This window comes from Spirosoma fluminis, assembly GCF_054778895.1.
On record NZ_BAAGZD010000003.1, the window covers coordinates 95,658 to 114,614 of the forward strand.

Below are 18,957 nucleotides of genomic sequence, written 5' to 3' on the forward strand. Positions count from 1 at the left end.
AACTCCTTACGCTCTGTTCTGCGCATAATCACAACTGAACTAATCCATGCCGAACGGCCTCAATGACCATTCCGACGCGGGTTCGGACACCCATTTTCTGGAAAACAACCTCTCGATAGCCGTCTACTGTGCGCGGACTAACGCACATCCGATCAGCAATGTCATTGTAAGTTAATTCACTACAGGCCATCTTCAAAAAATCGTATTCACGATTGTTGAGGTTAAACGAGCCTAAGGGGTTGGAGGAGTGTGGAGTACTCAAGTTGCCAATCAGTTTAGTGGTTAAAAAATCGGTGTAGAAAAATCCTTTTGTCATTACGTCGCTTAGGGCCTGTCGCAGCTCTGAGGGTCGGCTGCCTTTCAATAAATAACCCCGTGCGCCACTTCGGATCATACGCACAATTGATTCCTCCTTATCGGTCATGGATAAGGCTAACACGCGCACAGTTGGAAAATGTTGACGGAGCTGGAGGGCCGTTTCGAATCCATCCATAACGGGCATACTTAAATCGACAAGGGCAATGTCGGGAACGGGGCCCTGGCTAATATGATCGAGCAACTCACGACCGTTTTCGACCACAAACACAACCTCGTACCCCTCAAACTTTCGGATTAATTCAGACATAGCTTCGGCGACCAACTGGTGGTCGTCGGCTATAGCAATGGTAGTGGACATGAAAACAGGGCAGTAGAAGGTTATCTGCTGAAAAGTAGGCAGTTACATTAATAAATACAATACCCCGATCAGGGTATTTTTACTCATTAATCCCACACCGTTTTAAACGGCATGGTTACGTGGTAATTTAATTTCCAGGGAAGTTCCGTCACCGGGCTTACTTTGTATCAAACATTCTCCCCCCAGCAGCGTAGCCCGGCGGTGCAAATTTCGCAAACCCGAGCCTATCTGGTCAATGCTGCGATCTGCGGATTCGTTGATCATAAATCCGACGCCATCATCAACGACTGAGACAAAAACCATCGCTTTCTGATAGTCAAGCGATACGGTTAACGCCTGGGCTTTTGCGTGTTTAAGCGCATTGTTAAGTGCTTCCTGTATCATACGGAACACAATCACATCGCTATCTGCACCCAATGAATAAGGCTCGCCCGTTACCTGAAACGCTGTCTGCTGACGACCAACATGACGAATCCGTTCCAGTTCAAACGCAAGGCTGTCGCGCAAACCGAAGTGACGAACCGTATCGTGATCCAGAGTTTTTGCCAGTGTTCGTACGTCGGTGATGATGGTACTGACCAGATCACGCGTTTGCTGTACTGAACCCTGGGTATCGGGGTCGGTCACTTCATCCTCAAGGTTATTCAAACGCATGACCGCCACCGTCAAAAGCTGACCGATATGGTCGTGCAGTTCCTGGCCGATTTGCTGAAGAGTCTGGTTCTGGGTTTCCAGCTGCGATTGAAGAAGTTCCTGTTGGTATACGCTCCTGAGCTGCTCTTTCTCGCTCAGGTAACGCTGGTACTGGCGCCGATGCAGGAACACGAACAGGATCGGAGTCACTGAAATAAGAAACAGGAAGGCTGTTGCCAGAATGACAATCTCTATTCCCCCGATGAAGTTTTGCATCGTAGTCCGACAAAGAAATAAACGCACATTATCAGAAATACTACGTTATGAACCCTCCATATTACCCCGATATTGGCAACATTCATCCTAGTTAAGGTATTGTACGTCAGGAATATAAAGAAGTTACTTGTATAATAGGTGAACAGTCCGTTTACATACCAGAAATTGCGGACCGTTAGGATGTTTTCTGTCGGTTGCTGCGATAACTGCTTCGTGTAATACAGTATGCAATAGAGCGTTACTAACAGGCTGACCAGGCCGAACGATGACGAATCAAACGTAGCCGTTGTGGAAGCCGTTTGGGTTGTACTCAATACGTTTACCTGATACAGCAGCGTGCCCACCAGCAGAAGCCAGGTAAAATACCGATTTGAGTAAAGCTTTATAAAATATTGGGAGAGCAGGAAATTTGTCCAGGCGAAGTTGAGCGAGTACGCGAATAAATTATCCCGTTTCAACTCATTTAAAAAATTGGCATACCCGTTAAACAGAAACTGACAACCCAGGTAATACAGGATATAATCTCTCCTCCCCCAACCCATCGACGTCAGAGCAAGCAGTAATAAAAATAAAGGCGGGACGGTATCGAGATAATCAATTACTCGGGCAAGTGTATGCCACATTGCTCGCTGGACAGCTAGTTTATGTACCAGTAAAAATACGCATTATTCACAACCGGGCGGGCGAGGACAGCCGCCTATTTCTTTCGTTGTCATCTCGTTCACGGCTCGCTCGCAGTAAGCGGTTATGTAAGCCGGGAACGAATCGCCTGTTTTGTAATCAAACCGCAATCTGACCACTACGTTACCTTCTTCGGATTCACCTGCGCTGCTGATCAGCTCCTTCATCTCGGCTTTCTTGAATACAAATTCCAGCATACTGTTTATCAATTTTTCGGGTGAGAGTTATTCACAGTAAAATAGGATTTAAGCCGTTAATTTAAAAGTCCGTAGCACGCCAACGGATAATAGACCTAAATTTAAATTCTGATTATCAGCCTATTATCTATCTATAAAATTAACTATTTACTTAAATACGGGAAATTTCCCGTATTTAAGTACCGCTTTTCCCCGGTCTCTTTCAGGCGCATTTCCCCTACTTTTTCAACAATTTATTAGCAAGCTTTGTAATGTTTATTCTATTCACATTCATTTATGTTCCCCTCCCGAACAGATTCGCCGGGCCCAGGTCCGGCGATCTGGCTTTTAGGGTCTTAGCATGCCTCTCCGCCTTAATTCCCCTACGTTAGCTCTACTCTTTATCCAGTTTTTTTACGGCTTTTAAATCCGAACCCGCCAGCACCTGCGTAAGTCTGTCCGTTGATCGATCACACATAATAACTTTTTTCTCAATTCAACTGAACACAGACAAATGAAAACGTTCAAATTCGTTTTTTCGTTACTTGCTTTACTTACAGCCGCTCAGGTTTCGTTCGCGCAGGAAAAAACCGTGATGGTTGGTGGTGCTCCCATGTATCCATCCAAAAATATCGTTGAAAACGCCGTAAACTCGAAGGATCACACGACGCTCGTTGCAGCGGTAAAAGCAGCTGGCTTAGTTGAAACTTTGCAGGGCGCTGGCCCATTCACGGTGTTTGCTCCTACTAACAAAGCGTTTGACAAACTGCCTAAAGGCACGGTTGAAACGCTGGTGAAGCCTGAAAATAAAGCAACGTTGACCAGCATCCTGACTTACCACGTTGTATCGGGCAAAATGAGCGCAGCCGACCTGATGAAAGCAATTGCTGATGGTGGTGGTAAAGCTACGCTGACAACTGTAGCGGGTGGTACGCTGACGGCCATGCAGAAAGGCAAGAAAATCGAGCTGACCGACGCTAAAGGCGGTATGGCAACGGTTACCATTCCCGATGTCAACCAGTCGAACGGTGTAATCCACGTAATCGATTCGGTTCTGTTGCCTCAGTAAGTATTCATTATGTTTATATTGAAAAAGCTCGGCTGAGTGATCAGCCGAGCTTTCTTATTACGTCGAATAGCTGGAACTACGCGTCATAGCTCAGCACCGGCGATAGCCATCTTTCGATTTCCTCGACGGGCACATCTTTCCGCATGGCGTAATCCAGGACCTGGTCTTTGTTGATTTTGCCAACGGCGAAATACTTCGATTCAGGATGCGAGAAGTAGAAACCACTCACCGACGAAGCCGGGTACATGGCATAGCTTTCGGTTAGTTCAATGCCAATTTTATTGGCATCCAGCAGCTCAAACAAGGTGCCTTTTTCGGTATGGTCCGGGCAAGCCGGATAACCTGGCGCTGGCCGAATGCCCTGGTATTTTTCTTTAATTAACTCTTCGTTACTCAGCCGTTCATCCGTTACGTAAGGCCAGAACTCTTTCCGTACTCGTTCGTGCATCCGTTCGGCAAAGGCTTCGGCCAGCCGGTCGGCAATGGCCTTGACCATGATACTGTTATAATCGTCGTGGTCGCGCTCGTACTTTTCGATCAGTGCTTCGATACCGATCCCCGCGGTAACGGCAAACCCACCAATGTAATCTTCACGACCGCTTTCCAGCGGAGCGATAAAATCCGATAAGCAGAAGTTTGGTAAACCCGGGGCCTTCTGATTCTGCTGGCGCAGGAAGTGTAAGACGGTTTTGGTATCATAAATTAACTCACCCGCCGAGCTAACTGCAGTCTGCGACTGAGCCCGTGATATTTTGTATTCGATATGCCGGTGTGAGCCGTGCCGTTCGCAGGGAATATCGCGCGTATACTCTTCAAAATCGTGAAGTAATACGTCGTCATCCGCTGAGTTAGCGGGGAAAAAGCCAACAACGGCCTTTGCCTGCAACAACTTATTGTCAATAATTTCCTGCAATAGCGTCGTCGCGTCGTTGTAGAGTTTGCGGGCTTCGTTCCCTACCACCGCGTCGTCGAAAATAGCGGGATACTTCCCGTGCAACTGCCAGGTCTGGAAGAACGGCGTCCAGTCGATGTACTTAGCCAGCTCTTCAATGGAATAATCATCGAAATAGCGGTTACCCAGAAATGCAGGCTTGGTCGGTTCGAACTGGCTCCAGTCAATCACGGTGCGATTGTCGCGGGCCTTCTCAATCGTCAGGCTGGCTTTGTCCTGCCGACGCCGGGCATGGTCTTCACGTAGCTTAACGTACTCAGCTTTTATTTCCCGGAAGATGTCATCCCGAACCGTATGGTTCTCGTTGTTCAACCGACCGGCTACCGGTACGCTCCGGCTGGCATCGAGCACATGAACGACTGGTCCTGAATAGTACGGATCAATTTTAACGGCCGTGTGAATCCGTGACGTAGTGGCCCCCCCAATAAGCAGTGGAATAGTAAACCCCTGTCGCTCCATCTCTTTAGCTACACCCACCATCTCGTCAAGCGAAGGCGTAATCAGACCGCTCAGACCGATAATGTCCACATTTTGTTTGCGCGCTTCTTCGAGAATCTTCTGTGTCGGCACCATCACCCCGAGGTCGATGATCTCGTAGTTGTTACAGCCGAGTACTACACCGACGATGTTTTTACCAATGTCGTGAACGTCGCCTTTTACGGTTGCCAGGAGAATTTTACCGGCAACCTGCGTGCTACCGCTCTTTTCTTTTTCAGCTTCGATGAACGGGAACAAATAGGCTACGGCTTTTTTCATGACCCGCGCCGATTTCACGACCTGCGGCAGGAACATCTTCCCCTCGCCGAACAGATCGCCCACTACGTTCATGCCGTCCATCAACGGCCCTTCGATGACTTCGAGCGGACGCTCAAATTGCTGCCGGGCTTCCTCGACGTCCTGATCGATGTAATCGGTAATGCCTTTAACGAGCGCGTGTTTGAGTCGTTCGTTAACGGGCGCCAGGCGCCAGCTTTCATCCTGTATGACTTCCTTACCTTTCGCTTTTACGGTCTCGGCGAACTCCACCAGACGCTCCGTAGCATCGGGTCGGCGGTTGAGCAATACGTCCTCGCAGCGTTCGAGCAAGTCTTTGGGAATGTTGTCGTACACTTCGAGCTGACCGGCATTGACAATTCCCATATCCAGACCAGCGCGGATAGCATGGTACAGGAACGCCGAGTGCATAGCCTCACGCACTACGTCGTTGCCCCGGAAACTGAACGAAATATTTGATACACCCCCGCTCACTTTGGCCAGCGGTAGATTTTGCTTAATCCAGCGCGTGGCATTAATGAAGTCGACAGCGTAGTTGTTATGCTCCTCGATACCGGTCGCAACGGTCAGGATGTTTGGGTCGAAAATGACGTCCTGCGGAAGAAACTTGACCTTATCGACCAGGATACGATACGCCCGTTCGCAGATCTGAATACGGCGCTCGTAGGAATCGGCCTGGCCAGTTTCGTCAAAGGCCATCACCACGGCAGCCGCCCCATAGCGCTTAACCAGATTGGCCCGCTCGATGAATGCCTCCTCCCCTTCTTTTAGGGAGATTGAGTTCACAATAGCTTTGCCTTGTACGCACTTCAAACCCGCTTCGATTACTTCCCACTTGGACGAGTCGACCATGATGGGCACACGAGCAATGTCGGGTTCGGCGGCAATCAGGTTCAGGAAGGTCGTCATAGCCTCCACGGAGTCGAGCATACCTTCGTCCATGTTCACGTCGATCACCTGTGCCCCACCTTCTACCTGCCCACGGGCAATACTCAGGGCTTCGTCGAAATTACCTTCTTTAATCAGCCGGGCAAACTTCTTGGAGCCTGTTACGTTCGTGCGCTCCCCAACGTTCAGGAAGTTGGTCTGCTCCGTAATCTTTAGTGGTTCTAAACCGCTCAACTTCTGATACGGCTCAGGTTGCGGTAATTGCCGGGGTGGGTATTTGGCCGCAACCTGAGCAATCGCCTGAATATGATCCGGCGTAGAGCCGCAGCAACCCCCTACGATATTGACGAAACTATCCCGAATGAAGCCTTCGATCTGAGCGGCCATCATCTCGGGCGTCTCGTCGTATTCACCAAATTCATTAGGCAGGCCCGCATTGGGGTAAGCCGACGTAAAGAACGGGGCTTCTTTGGCGAGCGTCTGAATATACGGCCGCATGGGTTCAGCGCCGAGGGCGCAGTTCAGACCAACGCTGAGCAAAGGCAAGTGCGACACCGAGTACAGAAACGCTTCCGTTGTCTGCCCCGACAATGTCCGTCCACTGGCATCTGTGATGGTACCCGACACCATGATGGGCCGGACCAGTTGCTGTGGATTTAAGTTAAAATATTTATCGATTGCAAACAGAGCCGCCTTAGCATTGAGCGTATCAAAAATCGTTTCAACCAGCAACAGATCTGATCCACCTTCCACCAGGCCACTGACTTGCTCGTAATACGCTTCTACCAGTTCATCAAACGTTACGGCGCGGTAACCGGGGTTGTTCACGTCTGGCGAAAGCGAAGCCGTACGGTTAGTAGGCCCCATCGCTCCGGCAACAAAGCGGGGTTTGTCCGGATTTTGCTTCGTTATTTCCTCCGCAACCTCTTTAGCAATCCGGGCTGATTCATAATTCAGTTCGTAGGCCAGCGCTTCCATGTGGTAGTCGGCCATAGCAATGGACGTGCTACTGAACGTATTGGTTTCAATAATATCAGCGCCTGCGTCAAGATACTGTTTATGAATCTCCTTAATGATGTGCGGCTGGGTAATCGACAGTAAGTCGTTGTTACCTTTCACGTCATGTGGATAGTCCTTGAACCGCTCACCCCGATAATCAGCTTCGGTGAGCTGATAGCGTTGGATCATCGTCCCCATCGCGCCATCGAGCACGAGGATACGTTGTTGCAGAAGGTTTGTAATCGATTTCAAGTGATACAGTAAGTTATAGCGTAGAACGAAACAAACACGAGTGTTTGCACCGAAATGATATTGGTTCTAAAACGAAGGCTTATCAGAAACAGGCGAAGGCAGCGGAACGCTAACTTATCTGTCCCCACATCAATCTGGGGTGGAACGCGGCACCTTTTCCGGTAAGCGGCTGGTTGCCAAGACATCATCGGGTCCAATCCCTCCGTCTTTCTTGATAAGCATTTTAGCAAAGGTACAGAATCTCGTCATAGTCGCCAAAAATGCGTTACTTTTGACCCGAACAAAAGAGTGAAAGAGTAAAAGAGTGAAAGAGCGGTTATCTGGCTTAAACACTCTCTCGCTCTTTCACTCTTTCGCTAATTAATAAACATGAAACTGGCAGCCATCGATATCGGTTCCAATGCAGCTCGTATGCAAATCTCAACGGTATTACATAATGACGACGTTGTTAGCTTCAAACGCGTCGAATACGTACGGTTTCCGCTCCGACTCGGCCACGACGTCTTTAACTTCGGCGAATTAACCCCTGAAAGTGAAGCGCGAACGGCTAAGCTCATGCAGGTTTACAAGCTGCTCATGGAACTGCATGAAGTAGAATGTTATATGGCGTGTGCTACGTCGGCCATGCGCGAGGCTGCCAATGGTCACGAGATCGCGAAACGCATTGAAGCGTCAACGAGTGTAAAAATTCATATCATCGACGGTCAGAAAGAAGCCGAACTGATCAACAATGTGGTCGTTCAGGCGCTGGACGACCGTCAGTTTCTGCACATTGATGTCGGCGGGGGCAGCACCGAACTGAACATTTATAAAAACCGGCAGAAGATCAATTCCAAATCGTTCAAAATCGGCTCGGTACGGTTGCTGGAAGGCAAAGAAACAAAGGGAGCCTGGCGAAAAATCGAAGATTGGGTCGAAGAAAACGTAGACTCGTCGCAGGAAGTGACGGCAGTCGGTACGGGCGGAAACATCAGCAAGTTGTTTAATCTGGCTGCCAAAACCGGTGAAGTGGATACCACGCTGGCGGAAATCCAACGGGTTCGCAATTATATCGTCGGCTTTAGCCTGGAAGACCGGATTAATAAACTTCGCCTGAACGCCGACCGCGCCGACGTAATCGTACCTGCTGCCGACATCTACATTTCGGTGATGAAATGGGCCGGTGCCACCCGCATCATTGTACCGGATCTGGGCTTAAAAGATGGAATAATCCAGTTAGTTTATTCTAACTATCTAAAAAAGAAGCGTGTTTAATCGATTGAAAAAGCGTTGGGCACAGAAACGGCTTTTTATACGATAGTTGGCCAATATAGCCCCTCGGTTCCTCCTCAATTCTGGCATACTGGTTTTCTGTTCAACGACCCGGCTCACATCCGTCAGCAAGGTCAGTGGCCGTTTTATACGGTCAGCGCGCTGAACAAGGCTACGCAGCTAGCCGAAGCCCGCTGTACCATTTTTTGGGAGCCAACGGCAACGGTTAGTCCGCTGGCCGCTCCGTTTGGTTCCATTGAATTTGCTCCCACCCTACCCGATGCGGTGCTCCATGATCTCCTAAGGGCACTGATCGAAGCAAGTACAAAAGCAGGGGCCAGTACGTTGCGGGTCGTCAACTACCCCCGCTGTTACGCTCCTGAACAAACCGACCGGCTGCGCCAACTTTTTGCCGCGCAAGGCTTCTGTACGGTGTCGACTCACCCGACATTTTATCTGCCTGTTTCACACAAGCCTTTCAAGAGCAGCCTGGCCCAGTCGGAACGCAGACGGTTGAGAAAATGTCAGCGTGCCGGCTTTCAGTTCATACACTGGCAGGATCCGGACATCGATACCGCTATTACGTTTCTTGCCACTACGTACCAAGAGCGTGGCTACCAGCTCAGCATTACTCCCGAACGATTAAAAAACGTATTGTATCAGTTTCAGGATAAGTTTTCAGTGTTTGCTGTAATGGACTTCAAACGAATAGCCGCTCTTGTGATTACGGTACGTGTATCCGACACTATTCTGTACAGCTTTCTTCCCGGATCACATTCCGATTATCGAACCTACAGCCCAATGGTTATGCTCATCGATGAGTTATATCATTACTGTCAGCAACAAAGCATCAGCCTGCTCGATCTGGGTCTATCCGTAGACGGCAACCAACTGCCGAAACCCAGCCTGATGCAGTTCAAACGCAACCTTGGGGCACAGGAATCACCCAAGCTGGTGGTTGAGAAAAGATTATGAGTCAGGCGCTTCCTGTGCCGAAACCTCGCCCCGTGCCGGTCTGCCTTTTTTTGTGTTATTTTGTATAAAAAAAGAGGCACCTGTTCCGTGCCGACCGAATGATTGAGTCCATTTACAATTCTGCCAGTCAGTTCCTGAGCGCGTTCTTTGCCTCGCTGCTGTCGTTGATAAAGGTTGCCCTGCGCAGCCGCCATGCCACTCACTTGCCAGCCCGCCAGTTACCAACTTGTTCGGTGCTGGGCAATGGCCCTTCGCTGAACGAATCGCTGGAGCAGCATTTTGAGTTTATCAAAACCACCGAAATTGTCTGCGTCAACAACTTTGCGCATGCGCCAGTTTTTGCGGAACTGAAGCCGCAGCATTACGTCATTTCTGATCCAAACTACTTTTTGTATACCGAAAAAACCAATGACCGTGACGATATCCGGCGGACGCTCAGCGTATTTCTGGAACGGGTAAACTGGCCTATGACGGTGTATGTACCGCACTTCGCGAAAGGTTCGTACTTACTCCAGCAGATTGCCCAGGGCAACCCGGTAATTCAGGTAATTTACTTCAACTATACCGTTGTAGGTGGATTTCGATCGTTAATGCATTGGCTATACGCCAGAGGATTAGGTATGCCCCGGGCTCAGACGGTTATTATTGCGGCCCTGACGCTGATGATCAACCGACGATTCAACACGATTTACCTGTTCGGGGCTGATACGTCATGGCACGAGCAGATCCGGCTCGACGAGACAAACCAGTTGCTGATCAAGCAAATACATTTCTACGACAAGCCGAAAGATGTTCGCCATGAGCCCGTTTATTCGGATGCGCAGCGGCAACGCACGTTCTCGATGGCATCGCAGTTTTTGTCTCTGCACAAAGTGTTTCGGGGATACGAAGTGTTACGCAACTACGCCGACCACATGGGTGTTACGATCTTAAATGCCAGCGCCAAAAGCTATATCGACGCCTTTGAGCGAATTGCAATAGGGCAGTCGGTAACCCGATCAGTTGGCCGGTAGCTTGTAACGCCACTTGGCTGATCGGTTCGATTGTCTGACTCACTAACTGATGTTTATGCTTGACTTAACGAATAAATCGATTCTAATTACGGGCGGTACCGGCTCGTTCGGCAAGAAGTTTATCGAAATGGTATACCAGCGGTATCCGAACCTGAAACGACTGGTTGTCTATTCCCGCGATGAGCTGAAGCAGTTCGAAATGGCGCAACACTATCCGCAGTCGAAATACAAATCCATCCGGTTTTTTATCGGCGACGTGCGCGATGGCGAACGGCTGAAGCGGGCTTGCGAAGGGGTTGACATTATTATTCACGCGGCTGCGCTGAAGCAGGTACCAGCGGCCGAGTATAACCCAATGGAGTGCATCAAAACCAACGTATTCGGGGCCGAAAACGTCATCAACGCAGCCCTGGACAATGGCGTACAGCGGGTTGTAGCCCTGTCAACGGATAAAGCGGCCGCGCCGATCAATCTGTATGGAGCTACGAAGCTTTGCTCCGACAAACTGTTTGTGGCGGCTAATAACATGAAAGGCAGCCGCGACCTGCGTTTTTCGGTAGTTCGCTATGGCAACGTAATTGGATCACGCGGCTCCGTTGTTCCGTTCTTTCTGGAAAAGCGGAAAGATGGGGTTTTGCCCATTACGCATCCCGACATGACTCGCTTTAACATCTCGCTCGAAGAAGGCGTTGAGATGGTGCTGTATGCGCTGGAACATGCCTGGGGTGGCGAAATTTTCGTACCCAAAATTCCATCGTACCGCATTACAGACGTAGCCACAGCCATTGGCCCGGATTGCGAACAACGTATTGTTGGTATCCGACCTGGCGAAAAACTGCATGAGGAGATGATTACCGAAACCGATTCGCTGAACACCATCGAGACGGACAAATACTACGTAATTACGCCGTCGACGCCAACCTGGAGCATGGATGACTACGTAAAGGCATTCAACGGACGGGTTACCGAAATGGGCTTTAAGTACAACTCAGGTACCAACGTAGATTGGCTGAATGTAGAGCAGTTGCGCGATCAGATCCGCCAACATGTTGATCCAGATTTTTCTGTTTAGTCTTTTATGCTTTTCGCCTAGTTTAGCTTTAACTAAACCTTTATGAGTACCTTTGCATTAAGGAAAGTGCAGGCGATTAATGGTAAACAGGAGTTAGATGAGTTGGTGATAGATGAGGTTGGCCAGTTGACTGTATTCGAAGAGTTATTACAAAAAACGGATAAGCGCTTTTTAAGTGAGTATAGAACGCTGCTCACCTATATGGAATACATCTCTAACGGCAACTCATTACCTGACACGAAGTTCAGAGACGTAACTCCAGAAGGTGTAGTCGTTAAAGAGTACGAGTTCAAATCGAAACACTTACGCGTCTATGCCATAAAAAAGCCTAACGGAAAAATTATAATTCTGGGCGGTTTTAAGACAACTCAGAAAGCCGACTTCAAACGCTTCCGGTCTTTGAAAGAACAGTACTTAAATTCGCTTCAGCCATGACAAGAGAAGAATTACTCGGAAGTAGAGAATATTGGATTACTAAAATTCAACTCGACTTATATAATCAGATTGAGCAGTACATGAAGGAGCAGGGGATATCCCGCACCCAGTTAGCTGACCAATTAAACGTAACGAAGGGGTACGTCTCCCAACTGTTGAATGGCGACTTTGACCATAAGGTCAGCAAACTAGTTGACTTGGCGTTGGCAATCGGCAAAGTTCCTCAAATTCAGTATTCAGACTTGCAGGAATTTACCGTTGAAGACAACCGTAGATCCAATAATTCTCCGTATGTATTCAAAGCGGTATATCGAGTTAATCAACTTCAAGATCTACCTTATTCGAGCGAAGATGATAAGCATAGCCAAGATTTGAGAGTACAGACTGCCTATCTTCATTTATGAAAGGACACGTTGATTTAAGAATAGAATCCATCCGTGATATAGAGTTTTTTGCGCTCTTTTCGTACGACATAAATCCAGATCTGTCCCAATTAGGAATTCAGATTGAAGGAAAAGATATGGTTGCGTACGGAGATGCAAAGACTATTACGCTTACCACTGAAGTACGATACGTTCAAGATTATGACACAGTGAATGCTAAACTAGTTTTGAAGTATGTAAATGAGATGACCTTCTATATTGGCAACTTTGAGGAAGTCTTTAGGCAAGAAAACGAGCTGTATGTATTTGATAAAAATTTAGCTCGCTTTCTCTTAGATATTGTCACTCCAACCATTCGAGGCATCTTATTCGTTAAAACTGCTGGAACTGTTTTAGCTAAATGTTACCTACCCCTCATTCGATCCGATCAAATAATTCAAGACTCTATCAGTATAGTAGATAATGCCTGAACACCCTATTCCCTACGGTCGCCAGCACATTACCGACGAAGATATTGCTGCGGTCGTTGACGTACTTCGTGGCCCGTTCCTGACGCAGGGGCCTCATATAGGCGATTTTGAAACTGCGTTTGCTAAGTACATCGGTTGTCAATACGCGGTTGCAGTGGCGAATGGTACAGCGGCTTTGCATCTGTGTTGTATGGCGCTGGGCATACAGGAAGGAACCCGCGTGATCACAACACCGATCACGTTTTCGGCATCGGCGAACTGCGTTCGGTACTGCGGGGGTGAAGTCTACTTCGCTGACATTGATCCCAACACAGCTTTGCTCGACATAAACGCGGTACGGGCATTGCTAGAGCAACATCCCAGAGGCTACTTCTCCGGTATTATTCCGGTTGATTTCGCAGGCTACCCCGTTGACATATCTGCCTTTCGTCAGCTAGCTGACGAACATGGGCTCTGGTTGCTCGAAGATGCCTGTCATGCGCCCGGAGGGTCATTTGTTGGCCAGAAAGGCGTGACTCATCGATGTGGTGACGGCTCACTAGCTGAATTAGCGATTTTCAGCTTTCATCCCGTGAAGCACATTGCGGCTGGTGAAGGTGGTATGATCACGACGAATGACGAAGCGCTGTATAAACATCTGCTTCGGCTCCGAACGCATGGCATCACCAATAAACCCGATGAGCTAACAGAGTTTGAACCTGGTAATCCTGAACGTGGCGGCTGGTACATGGAGTTGCAGGAACTGGGTTACAACTACCGCCTGACCGACATGCAGGCGGCTTTAGGACTAAGCCAGATTCAACGCGCCGACGACATGCTCAATCGCCGGTTGGCCATTGCGAAACGTTACGATGAGGCTTTCGCCGACACAAACGTAACAACAATTATTCCGCCAGCCGGTGTTGGGCACGCCTATCACTTGTATGTTGTTCAGGTCGACGCCAGAAAAGACTTGTACGACTTCCTGCGAACCAGGAATATTATGGCCCAAGTGCATTACATTCCCGTACATCTGATGCCCTACTATCGGCAGTTTGGCTGGAAACCGGGCGATTTCCCGAACGCTGAGCGTTACTACGCCCGCTGCCTTAGCCTACCGATGTACCCAACGCTTACCGATGACGAGCAGGCGTATGTAATTAAGTCAGTACTCGACTACTGCGGTTAGTTATGAGCAACATCGCCATCATCACGGCCCGTGGCGGCAGTAAGCGAATTCTGCGTAAAGTTATCCGCCCGTTTTTAGGCAAACCCATCATGCTGTACTCTATCGAGACAGCCTTACAAGCAGGCTTGTTTGATGAGGTGATGGTGTCGACGGAAGATGAGGAGATTGCTGAATTAGCGGAACAGCATGGCGCTTCGGTCCCCTTTCGCCGAAGCGCGACTACGGCTGATGATTTTGCAACAACCGCTGACGTGCTGAACGAAGTCCTAGCCGCGTTCAGGCAACGGAATCAAACGTTTACGTATGCGTGCTGCCTGTATCCGACGGCCCCTTTTGTAACCCCACAGTTATTACAACAAGCTTTTGACAAGCTTCAGTCAGGCGATTTCGATTGCGTCTTTCCCGTACAACGATTCGGCTTTCCGGTACAACGGGCCGTTACATTCAAAGACGACCGGCTGACCTGGCTGCAACCCGAACACGCCCTAACCCGCTCGCAGGACCTTCAACCCGCTTACCACGACGCTGGTCAATTTTACTTTTTCAACGTAGCGGCCTTTCAGCAAAAGGGACGATTACTGACCGACAACACGAGTGGCCTTGTCATCTCTGAAATGCAGGCGCAGGATATTGACTATGAAGAAGACTGGCAGGTAGCGGAGTTGAAATACCAACTCCTTCACAATAGTAAGCGGACGTAACATGTCGAAAAAGGTCTTTTTCCGCGCCGATGGTAACCCTCAAATTGGGCTTGGGCACATCATGCGGTGTTTGGCCTTAGCCGAAATGCTCGGAAGTAACTATGAACGGCGTTTCGCCATTGTACACCCCTCACAGGCGGTAGTTAAACTAGTTGAGGAGAAAGGGTTGACCGTAGTGCCGTTAGCCTCAAACGAGCTAGCCGATTTTCTCTCCAATTTAGATTCTGAAACGGTTGCCGTACTGGATGGCTACAACTTTGACGAATCTTATCAACGAGCCGTCCGTTCAAACGCTAAAACCTTGGTCTATATCGATGATCTGGTGAGCGGGCATCAGGTAGCTGACCTTGTCATTAATCACGCGGGTGGGCTTACCCCCAAAGACTATCAGGCTGAGGTGCACACGCAGTTCTTTTTAGGACCCCGCTACGCCTTGCTTCGTCCTGCTTTTTTTGCTCCACCCACGCCTGTTCCTACCGAAGGGCCTATTTTTATTAGCCTGGGCGGTGCCGATCCGAGCCATACGTCGCTGAGCGTGCTGAAAGGTTTACGGAGCTATTTCGATCGAATACAACAAGAGTGGCGCATTCACATCGTAGTTGGTCCGCTTCAAAGCAACCGACCAGCCATTGAAGCGTTGCAGAGTCAGTTTAAACATCTTCACCTCCTGTCGAATCTGACGGCCGACCAGATGGTAGCGGAGTTAACTAAGTGTCAGCTCGCCATAACTTCCTGCAGTACCGTCGCTTATGAAGTATGTAGCATCGGCAGGCCGCTGATTGCTATTCAAACGGCCGATAATCAGGTCCGCCTGGCTTCGTTTCTGGTTGATAACGGCTTGGCGAACGTTTATGCGAACGATTTTCCGCTGGATGGATTAAGTACCGGAATTGAAATTGGGACTTCCTCCGAATACGAAGACGTTCGGCAACTCATCGTTAGAAATCAGCGCCGATATTTTGATGGCCGCTCCCCCGAGCGATTCAGAGCTTTATTCGACCGCTTATGCTCACCTACCGTTTAGCTACTCCTGAAGATTCACCGCTCTATTTTGACTGGGCTAACGATCCGGATACGCGTCGTCAATCGTTCAATTCTGACCCTATTTCACTGGAAACTCATGAAGGTTGGTTCGACCGTAAGCTGGCAGATGCGAATGCGTTGCTACTCCTGTTTAGCAACGAAGCGGGTGTCCCCGTTGGGCAAGTGCGTTTCGAGCGTACATCAGGTGAAGTTATCATTGGTGCATCAGTAGATGCTCACTTTCGGGGAAAGGGACTAGCCAGCGAATTAATCCGACAAGGCTGTGTCGCCTGTCGAAAGCAGTGGGGCGACCTACTCATTCACGCGTATATTAAAGCTGATAATCAGGTCTCTGTCCGGTCGTTCGAGAAAGCCGGGTTCACATTCTCGCACGAAAGCGGTAAATTTGGCGTTCAGAGTCTAGTTTATACGCTACCCGCATGAGCCAATACCAACCGATTCAGGTTGCCAATTATACCATCAGCCCGTCGCATCGGCCGTTTATTATTGCCGAAATGTCGGGGAACCACAACCAATCACTTGACCGGGCGCTTGAACTCGTCGATGCCGCGGCTGAAGCGGGCGCTCACGCCCTTAAACTTCAGACGTATACGCCCGATACCATTACGTTCAACGGCGCGTCCGAGGAGTTCTACATCCGCGATACGAAGTCGCTCTGGGCCGATAAGAACCTGTATAAGCTGTACGAACAGGCGTACACCCCCTGGGAGTGGCATGCGCCGATTTTTGAGCGGGCCCGGCAACATGGTATGCTTGCCTTTAGCTCACCCTTCGATACAACCGCCGTCGACTTTCTGGAATCGCTTGACGTGCCCCTGTACAAGATTGCCTCGTTTGAAAACACGGATCATATCTTGCTCAAGAAAGTAGCACAAACGGGCAAACCGGTTATCATGAGTACGGGCGTTTCGTCGGTCGCTGACCTCGATGAATCGGTTAAGCTATTGCGGGCGAATGGTTGCAAGGACCTCATCCTGCTGAAGTGCACGAGTACGTATCCGGCCACCCCCGAAACCACAAATCTGCTCACCATTCCGCACATGCGGCAGCTGTTTGATGTGCCGGTGGGCCTCTCCGATCATACGATGGGCATCGGGGCCTCAGTAGCCGCGGTGGCTCTTGGGGCCGTCGTGATTGAGAAGCACTTTACGTTACGCCGGGCCGACGGCGGGGTTGATTCCGCCTTTTCGCTGGAACCCGAAGAGCTGAAAAGCCTGGTTATTGAAACCGAACGGGCCTTTTTAGCCATGGGCCAGGTCAGTTATACGCTTACGCCGAAAGAAGAGAAGAGTCTCCAGTTCAAGCGGTCGTTGTACGTAGTGAACGATGTAAAAGCAGGTGAGGTATTCACCGCTGAGAACGTACGCAGCATTCGTCCGGCGAACGGTTTGCACACGCGCTACTACGACGACATTCTCGGACAGACGGCCACCCAGCACATTCCGGCAGGTACGGCTTTACGCTGGGACTTACTAAAAAAGAGCGAACGAGTGAATGAGTGAAAGAGCGATTACAACATCCCTCACTCTTTTACTCTAGTTCACTCGTTCGCTTTTTAACAGATGGGGATCATTAAGCGGCAAACGATTCAGGGAACAATTTTTACGTATGCGGGCATCGTCATCGGGTTTGTGACGATGGGCTTGCTGCTGCCTAAAATTCTTACCCCCAACCAAAATGGCCTGATCGGCTTGTTAATTGCGTTATCCATCATTCTTACGCAGTTTTCGAACCTTGGTATTAACGGCGCAGGTGGACGCTATTTTCCGTATTTCCGCGATTATGAGCGTGGTCACGGCGGATTTCTGTTGCTGGCCACGGTTGTATCGCTGGTTGGTTTCGGACTGAGTGTGCTGCTGCTTTTGCTCTTTCGGCCGTATATCGTTGCCGAAAATGCCCAGAAATCAGCCTTGTTTGTTCAGTACTATTACCTGCTGATACCGTTCACGTTTTTCACGCTGTTCTTTAACCTGTTCGACAACTACGCCAAACTGCTTTACGACAGCGTAACGGGAACGTTCCTACAGCAGTTTTTGCAGCGTCTGCTGTTTCTTTTTGCCGTAGTCGTGTACTGGGCGGACTGGATTATGTTCCCAACGCTGCTGATATTGTGGATGGGGTCGTATTTCGTACAGATGGCGTTAATGCTCGTGAAAGTGATTCGCGATGGACATTTTACACTCGATGTTAAGCACTTGCAACTAACCCCGGAATTGCGCCGGGAGCTGTTTCGTTACGCTGCGTTGACGCTGCTGACGGGCCTTTCTTCGCAGGTAATTCTGCACATCGACAAATACATGGTGAACGACGCGCTCGGTCTGGCCCAAACCGGCATTTACAGCATCAGCGCCAACTTTGGAACGGTAATAGCCGCGCCCGCCACTATGCTGTATAAAGTATCAACGGTGGTGATTGCCGACTCCTGGAAGACCAATGACCTGAACAATATTGCCAGCATTTACCGAAAAAGCTGCCTGAGCCAACTGGTTATAGGAACGTTAGTATTTATCGGCATTGCCGCCAATCTGCCCAGTGTGTTTGAGATCCTGCCCAAAGGCTACGAAGCTGGCTATTACGTTATTTTGTGGATAGGGCTAGGTAAACTCATCGACATGGCTACCGGAGTTAACGGTACGATTCTGGCTACGTCGCGCTATTACGCTTACGATTCACTGTTTTTTATTTTGATGGTGGTCGTCACCATTCTAACGACCCGAGCGCTGATCCCGGTTTTCGGCCTGGAAGGCGCGGCCATCGGCGCGGCCATTGCTACCGCGTTGTTCAATACCGCGCGGACTGGATTTGTCTGGTTTAAATTTGGCCTGCAACCCTTTACCTGGCGCAATGCAGCGGTTATCGCCATTGGTTTGCTGGTTTGGGTTATTGCGGTGCAGGCGCCTTATCTATCCGGAACCATGTGGCGGGTTGGCCTGGACGTAGCCCTGCGTTCTGCGTTCATTACGGTGGCGTTTGGGGCGCTAATCTATTTTCTGAACATTTCGCCGGATATTAATCAGCTCGTGTCAGGTGCCTGGATGAACCGTCGTAAGTCTGTTAGTCCGTAACTTG

At 49.5% G+C, this 18,957-nt stretch carries 19 protein-coding genes and 1 riboswitch; of the genes, 14 read left to right on the forward strand and 5 right to left on the reverse strand.

Features of this window, described 5'->3' with window-relative positions; translation table 11 throughout:
• Window positions 1-28 precede the first annotated feature (28 nt).
• The 4 genes from ACYVBJ_RS02455 to ACYVBJ_RS02470 form a co-directional block, all read right to left on the reverse strand.
• Window positions 29-676 carry a response regulator gene (locus tag ACYVBJ_RS02455; RefSeq protein WP_460980715.1) on the reverse strand — a complete coding sequence of 216 codons (648 nt, stop codon included), beginning with the start codon at window positions 674-676 and terminating at the stop codon, window positions 29-31.
• A 102-nt stretch (window positions 677-778) separates the two neighbouring features.
• Complete coding sequence (locus tag ACYVBJ_RS02460) at window positions 779-1,585, reverse strand: sensor histidine kinase (protein WP_460980716.1); 807 nt, start codon at window positions 1,583-1,585, stop codon at window positions 779-781.
• Window positions 1,561-2,208, reverse strand: coding sequence for a hypothetical protein (locus ACYVBJ_RS02465; protein ID WP_460980717.1), 648 nt, complete (start codon window positions 2,206-2,208; stop codon window positions 1,561-1,563). Before ACYVBJ_RS02465 ends, ACYVBJ_RS02460 begins: the two co-directional genes overlap by 25 nt.
• 42 nt (window positions 2,209-2,250) lie before the next feature.
• Window positions 2,251-2,463 carry a hypothetical protein gene (locus ACYVBJ_RS02470; protein ID WP_460980718.1) on the reverse strand — a complete coding sequence of 71 codons (213 nt, stop codon included), beginning with the start codon at window positions 2,461-2,463 and terminating at the stop codon, window positions 2,251-2,253.
• A gap of 493 nt (window positions 2,464-2,956) precedes the next feature.
• On the opposite strand from ACYVBJ_RS02470, the gene ACYVBJ_RS02475 reads away from it, so the two are divergent.
• Window positions 2,957-3,511 (forward strand): fasciclin domain-containing protein, encoded by a 555-nt coding sequence (locus tag ACYVBJ_RS02475; RefSeq protein ID WP_460980719.1) that lies wholly within the window; start codon window positions 2,957-2,959, stop codon window positions 3,509-3,511.
• A gap of 76 nt (window positions 3,512-3,587) precedes the next feature.
• On the opposite strand, the gene metH is transcribed toward ACYVBJ_RS02475, so the two are convergent.
• Window positions 3,588-7,376 (reverse strand): methionine synthase, encoded by a 3,789-nt coding sequence (gene metH / locus ACYVBJ_RS02480; protein WP_460980720.1) that lies wholly within the window; start codon window positions 7,374-7,376, stop codon window positions 3,588-3,590.
• 111 nt (window positions 7,377-7,487) lie between these two features.
• Window positions 7,488-7,597: riboswitch (SAM riboswitch) on the reverse strand.
• A 148-nt stretch (window positions 7,598-7,745) separates the two neighbouring features.
• On the opposite strand from metH, the gene ACYVBJ_RS02485 reads away from it, so the two are divergent.
• From ACYVBJ_RS02485 to ACYVBJ_RS02545, 13 genes are all read left to right on the forward strand, one after another.
• Window positions 7,746-8,630: a Ppx/GppA phosphatase family protein gene (locus tag ACYVBJ_RS02485; protein WP_460980721.1), complete on the forward strand. Its 885-nt coding sequence runs from the start codon at window positions 7,746-7,748 to the stop codon at window positions 8,628-8,630.
• Between the two features lie 15 nt (window positions 8,631-8,645).
• Window positions 8,646-9,602, forward strand: coding sequence for a GNAT family N-acetyltransferase (locus ACYVBJ_RS02490; protein WP_460980722.1), 957 nt, complete (start codon window positions 8,646-8,648; stop codon window positions 9,600-9,602).
• A gap of 98 nt (window positions 9,603-9,700) precedes the next feature.
• A complete protein-coding gene (locus ACYVBJ_RS02495) occupies window positions 9,701-10,615 on the forward strand; it encodes a hypothetical protein (protein WP_460980723.1) in 915 nt (304 codons plus the stop codon).
• A gap of 55 nt (window positions 10,616-10,670) precedes the next feature.
• Window positions 10,671-11,687 carry a UDP-N-acetylglucosamine 4,6-dehydratase (inverting) gene (pseB, locus tag ACYVBJ_RS02500; protein WP_460980724.1) on the forward strand — a complete coding sequence of 339 codons (1,017 nt, stop codon included), beginning with the start codon at window positions 10,671-10,673 and terminating at the stop codon, window positions 11,685-11,687.
• 42 nt (window positions 11,688-11,729) lie between these two features.
• Window positions 11,730-12,122, forward strand: a complete 393-nt coding sequence (locus ACYVBJ_RS02505; RefSeq protein ID WP_460980725.1) for a hypothetical protein — start codon at window positions 11,730-11,732, stop codon at window positions 12,120-12,122.
• Window positions 12,119-12,526 (forward strand): helix-turn-helix domain-containing protein, encoded by a 408-nt coding sequence (locus ACYVBJ_RS02510; protein WP_460980726.1) that lies wholly within the window; start codon window positions 12,119-12,121, stop codon window positions 12,524-12,526. Before ACYVBJ_RS02505 ends, ACYVBJ_RS02510 begins: the two co-directional genes overlap by 4 nt.
• Complete coding sequence (locus ACYVBJ_RS02515; RefSeq protein ID WP_460980727.1) at window positions 12,523-12,975, forward strand: hypothetical protein; 453 nt, start codon at window positions 12,523-12,525, stop codon at window positions 12,973-12,975. Before ACYVBJ_RS02510 ends, ACYVBJ_RS02515 begins: the two co-directional genes overlap by 4 nt.
• Window positions 12,968-14,143 carry a UDP-4-amino-4,6-dideoxy-N-acetyl-beta-L-altrosamine transaminase gene (pseC, locus tag ACYVBJ_RS02520; protein WP_460980728.1) on the forward strand — a complete coding sequence of 392 codons (1,176 nt, stop codon included), beginning with the start codon at window positions 12,968-12,970 and terminating at the stop codon, window positions 14,141-14,143. Before ACYVBJ_RS02515 ends, pseC begins: the two co-directional genes overlap by 8 nt.
• A gap of 2 nt (window positions 14,144-14,145) precedes the next feature.
• Window positions 14,146-14,844 carry a pseudaminic acid cytidylyltransferase gene (pseF, locus tag ACYVBJ_RS02525; protein WP_460980729.1) on the forward strand — a complete coding sequence of 233 codons (699 nt, stop codon included), beginning with the start codon at window positions 14,146-14,148 and terminating at the stop codon, window positions 14,842-14,844.
• A gap of 1 nt (window position 14,845) precedes the next feature.
• On the forward strand, window positions 14,846-15,868 hold the full coding sequence (pseG, locus tag ACYVBJ_RS02530; protein ID WP_460980730.1) for a UDP-2,4-diacetamido-2,4,6-trideoxy-beta-L-altropyranose hydrolase: 1,023 nt from the start codon (window positions 14,846-14,848) through the stop codon (window positions 15,866-15,868).
• The gene (locus ACYVBJ_RS02535; protein WP_460980731.1) at window positions 15,850-16,311 is read left to right on the forward strand and encodes a GNAT family N-acetyltransferase; all 462 of its coding nucleotides are present in this window, start codon (window positions 15,850-15,852) and stop codon (window positions 16,309-16,311) included. Before pseG ends, ACYVBJ_RS02535 begins: the two co-directional genes overlap by 19 nt.
• Window positions 16,308-17,390 (forward strand): pseudaminic acid synthase, encoded by a 1,083-nt coding sequence (pseI, locus tag ACYVBJ_RS02540; protein ID WP_460980732.1) that lies wholly within the window; start codon window positions 16,308-16,310, stop codon window positions 17,388-17,390. The genes ACYVBJ_RS02535 and pseI overlap by 4 nt, the downstream gene beginning before the upstream one ends.
• A 60-nt stretch (window positions 17,391-17,450) precedes the next feature.
• On the forward strand, window positions 17,451-18,953 hold the full coding sequence (locus ACYVBJ_RS02545) for a lipopolysaccharide biosynthesis protein (RefSeq protein WP_460980733.1): 1,503 nt from the start codon (window positions 17,451-17,453) through the stop codon (window positions 18,951-18,953).
• The last annotated feature ends 4 nt before the right edge of the window (window positions 18,954-18,957 follow it).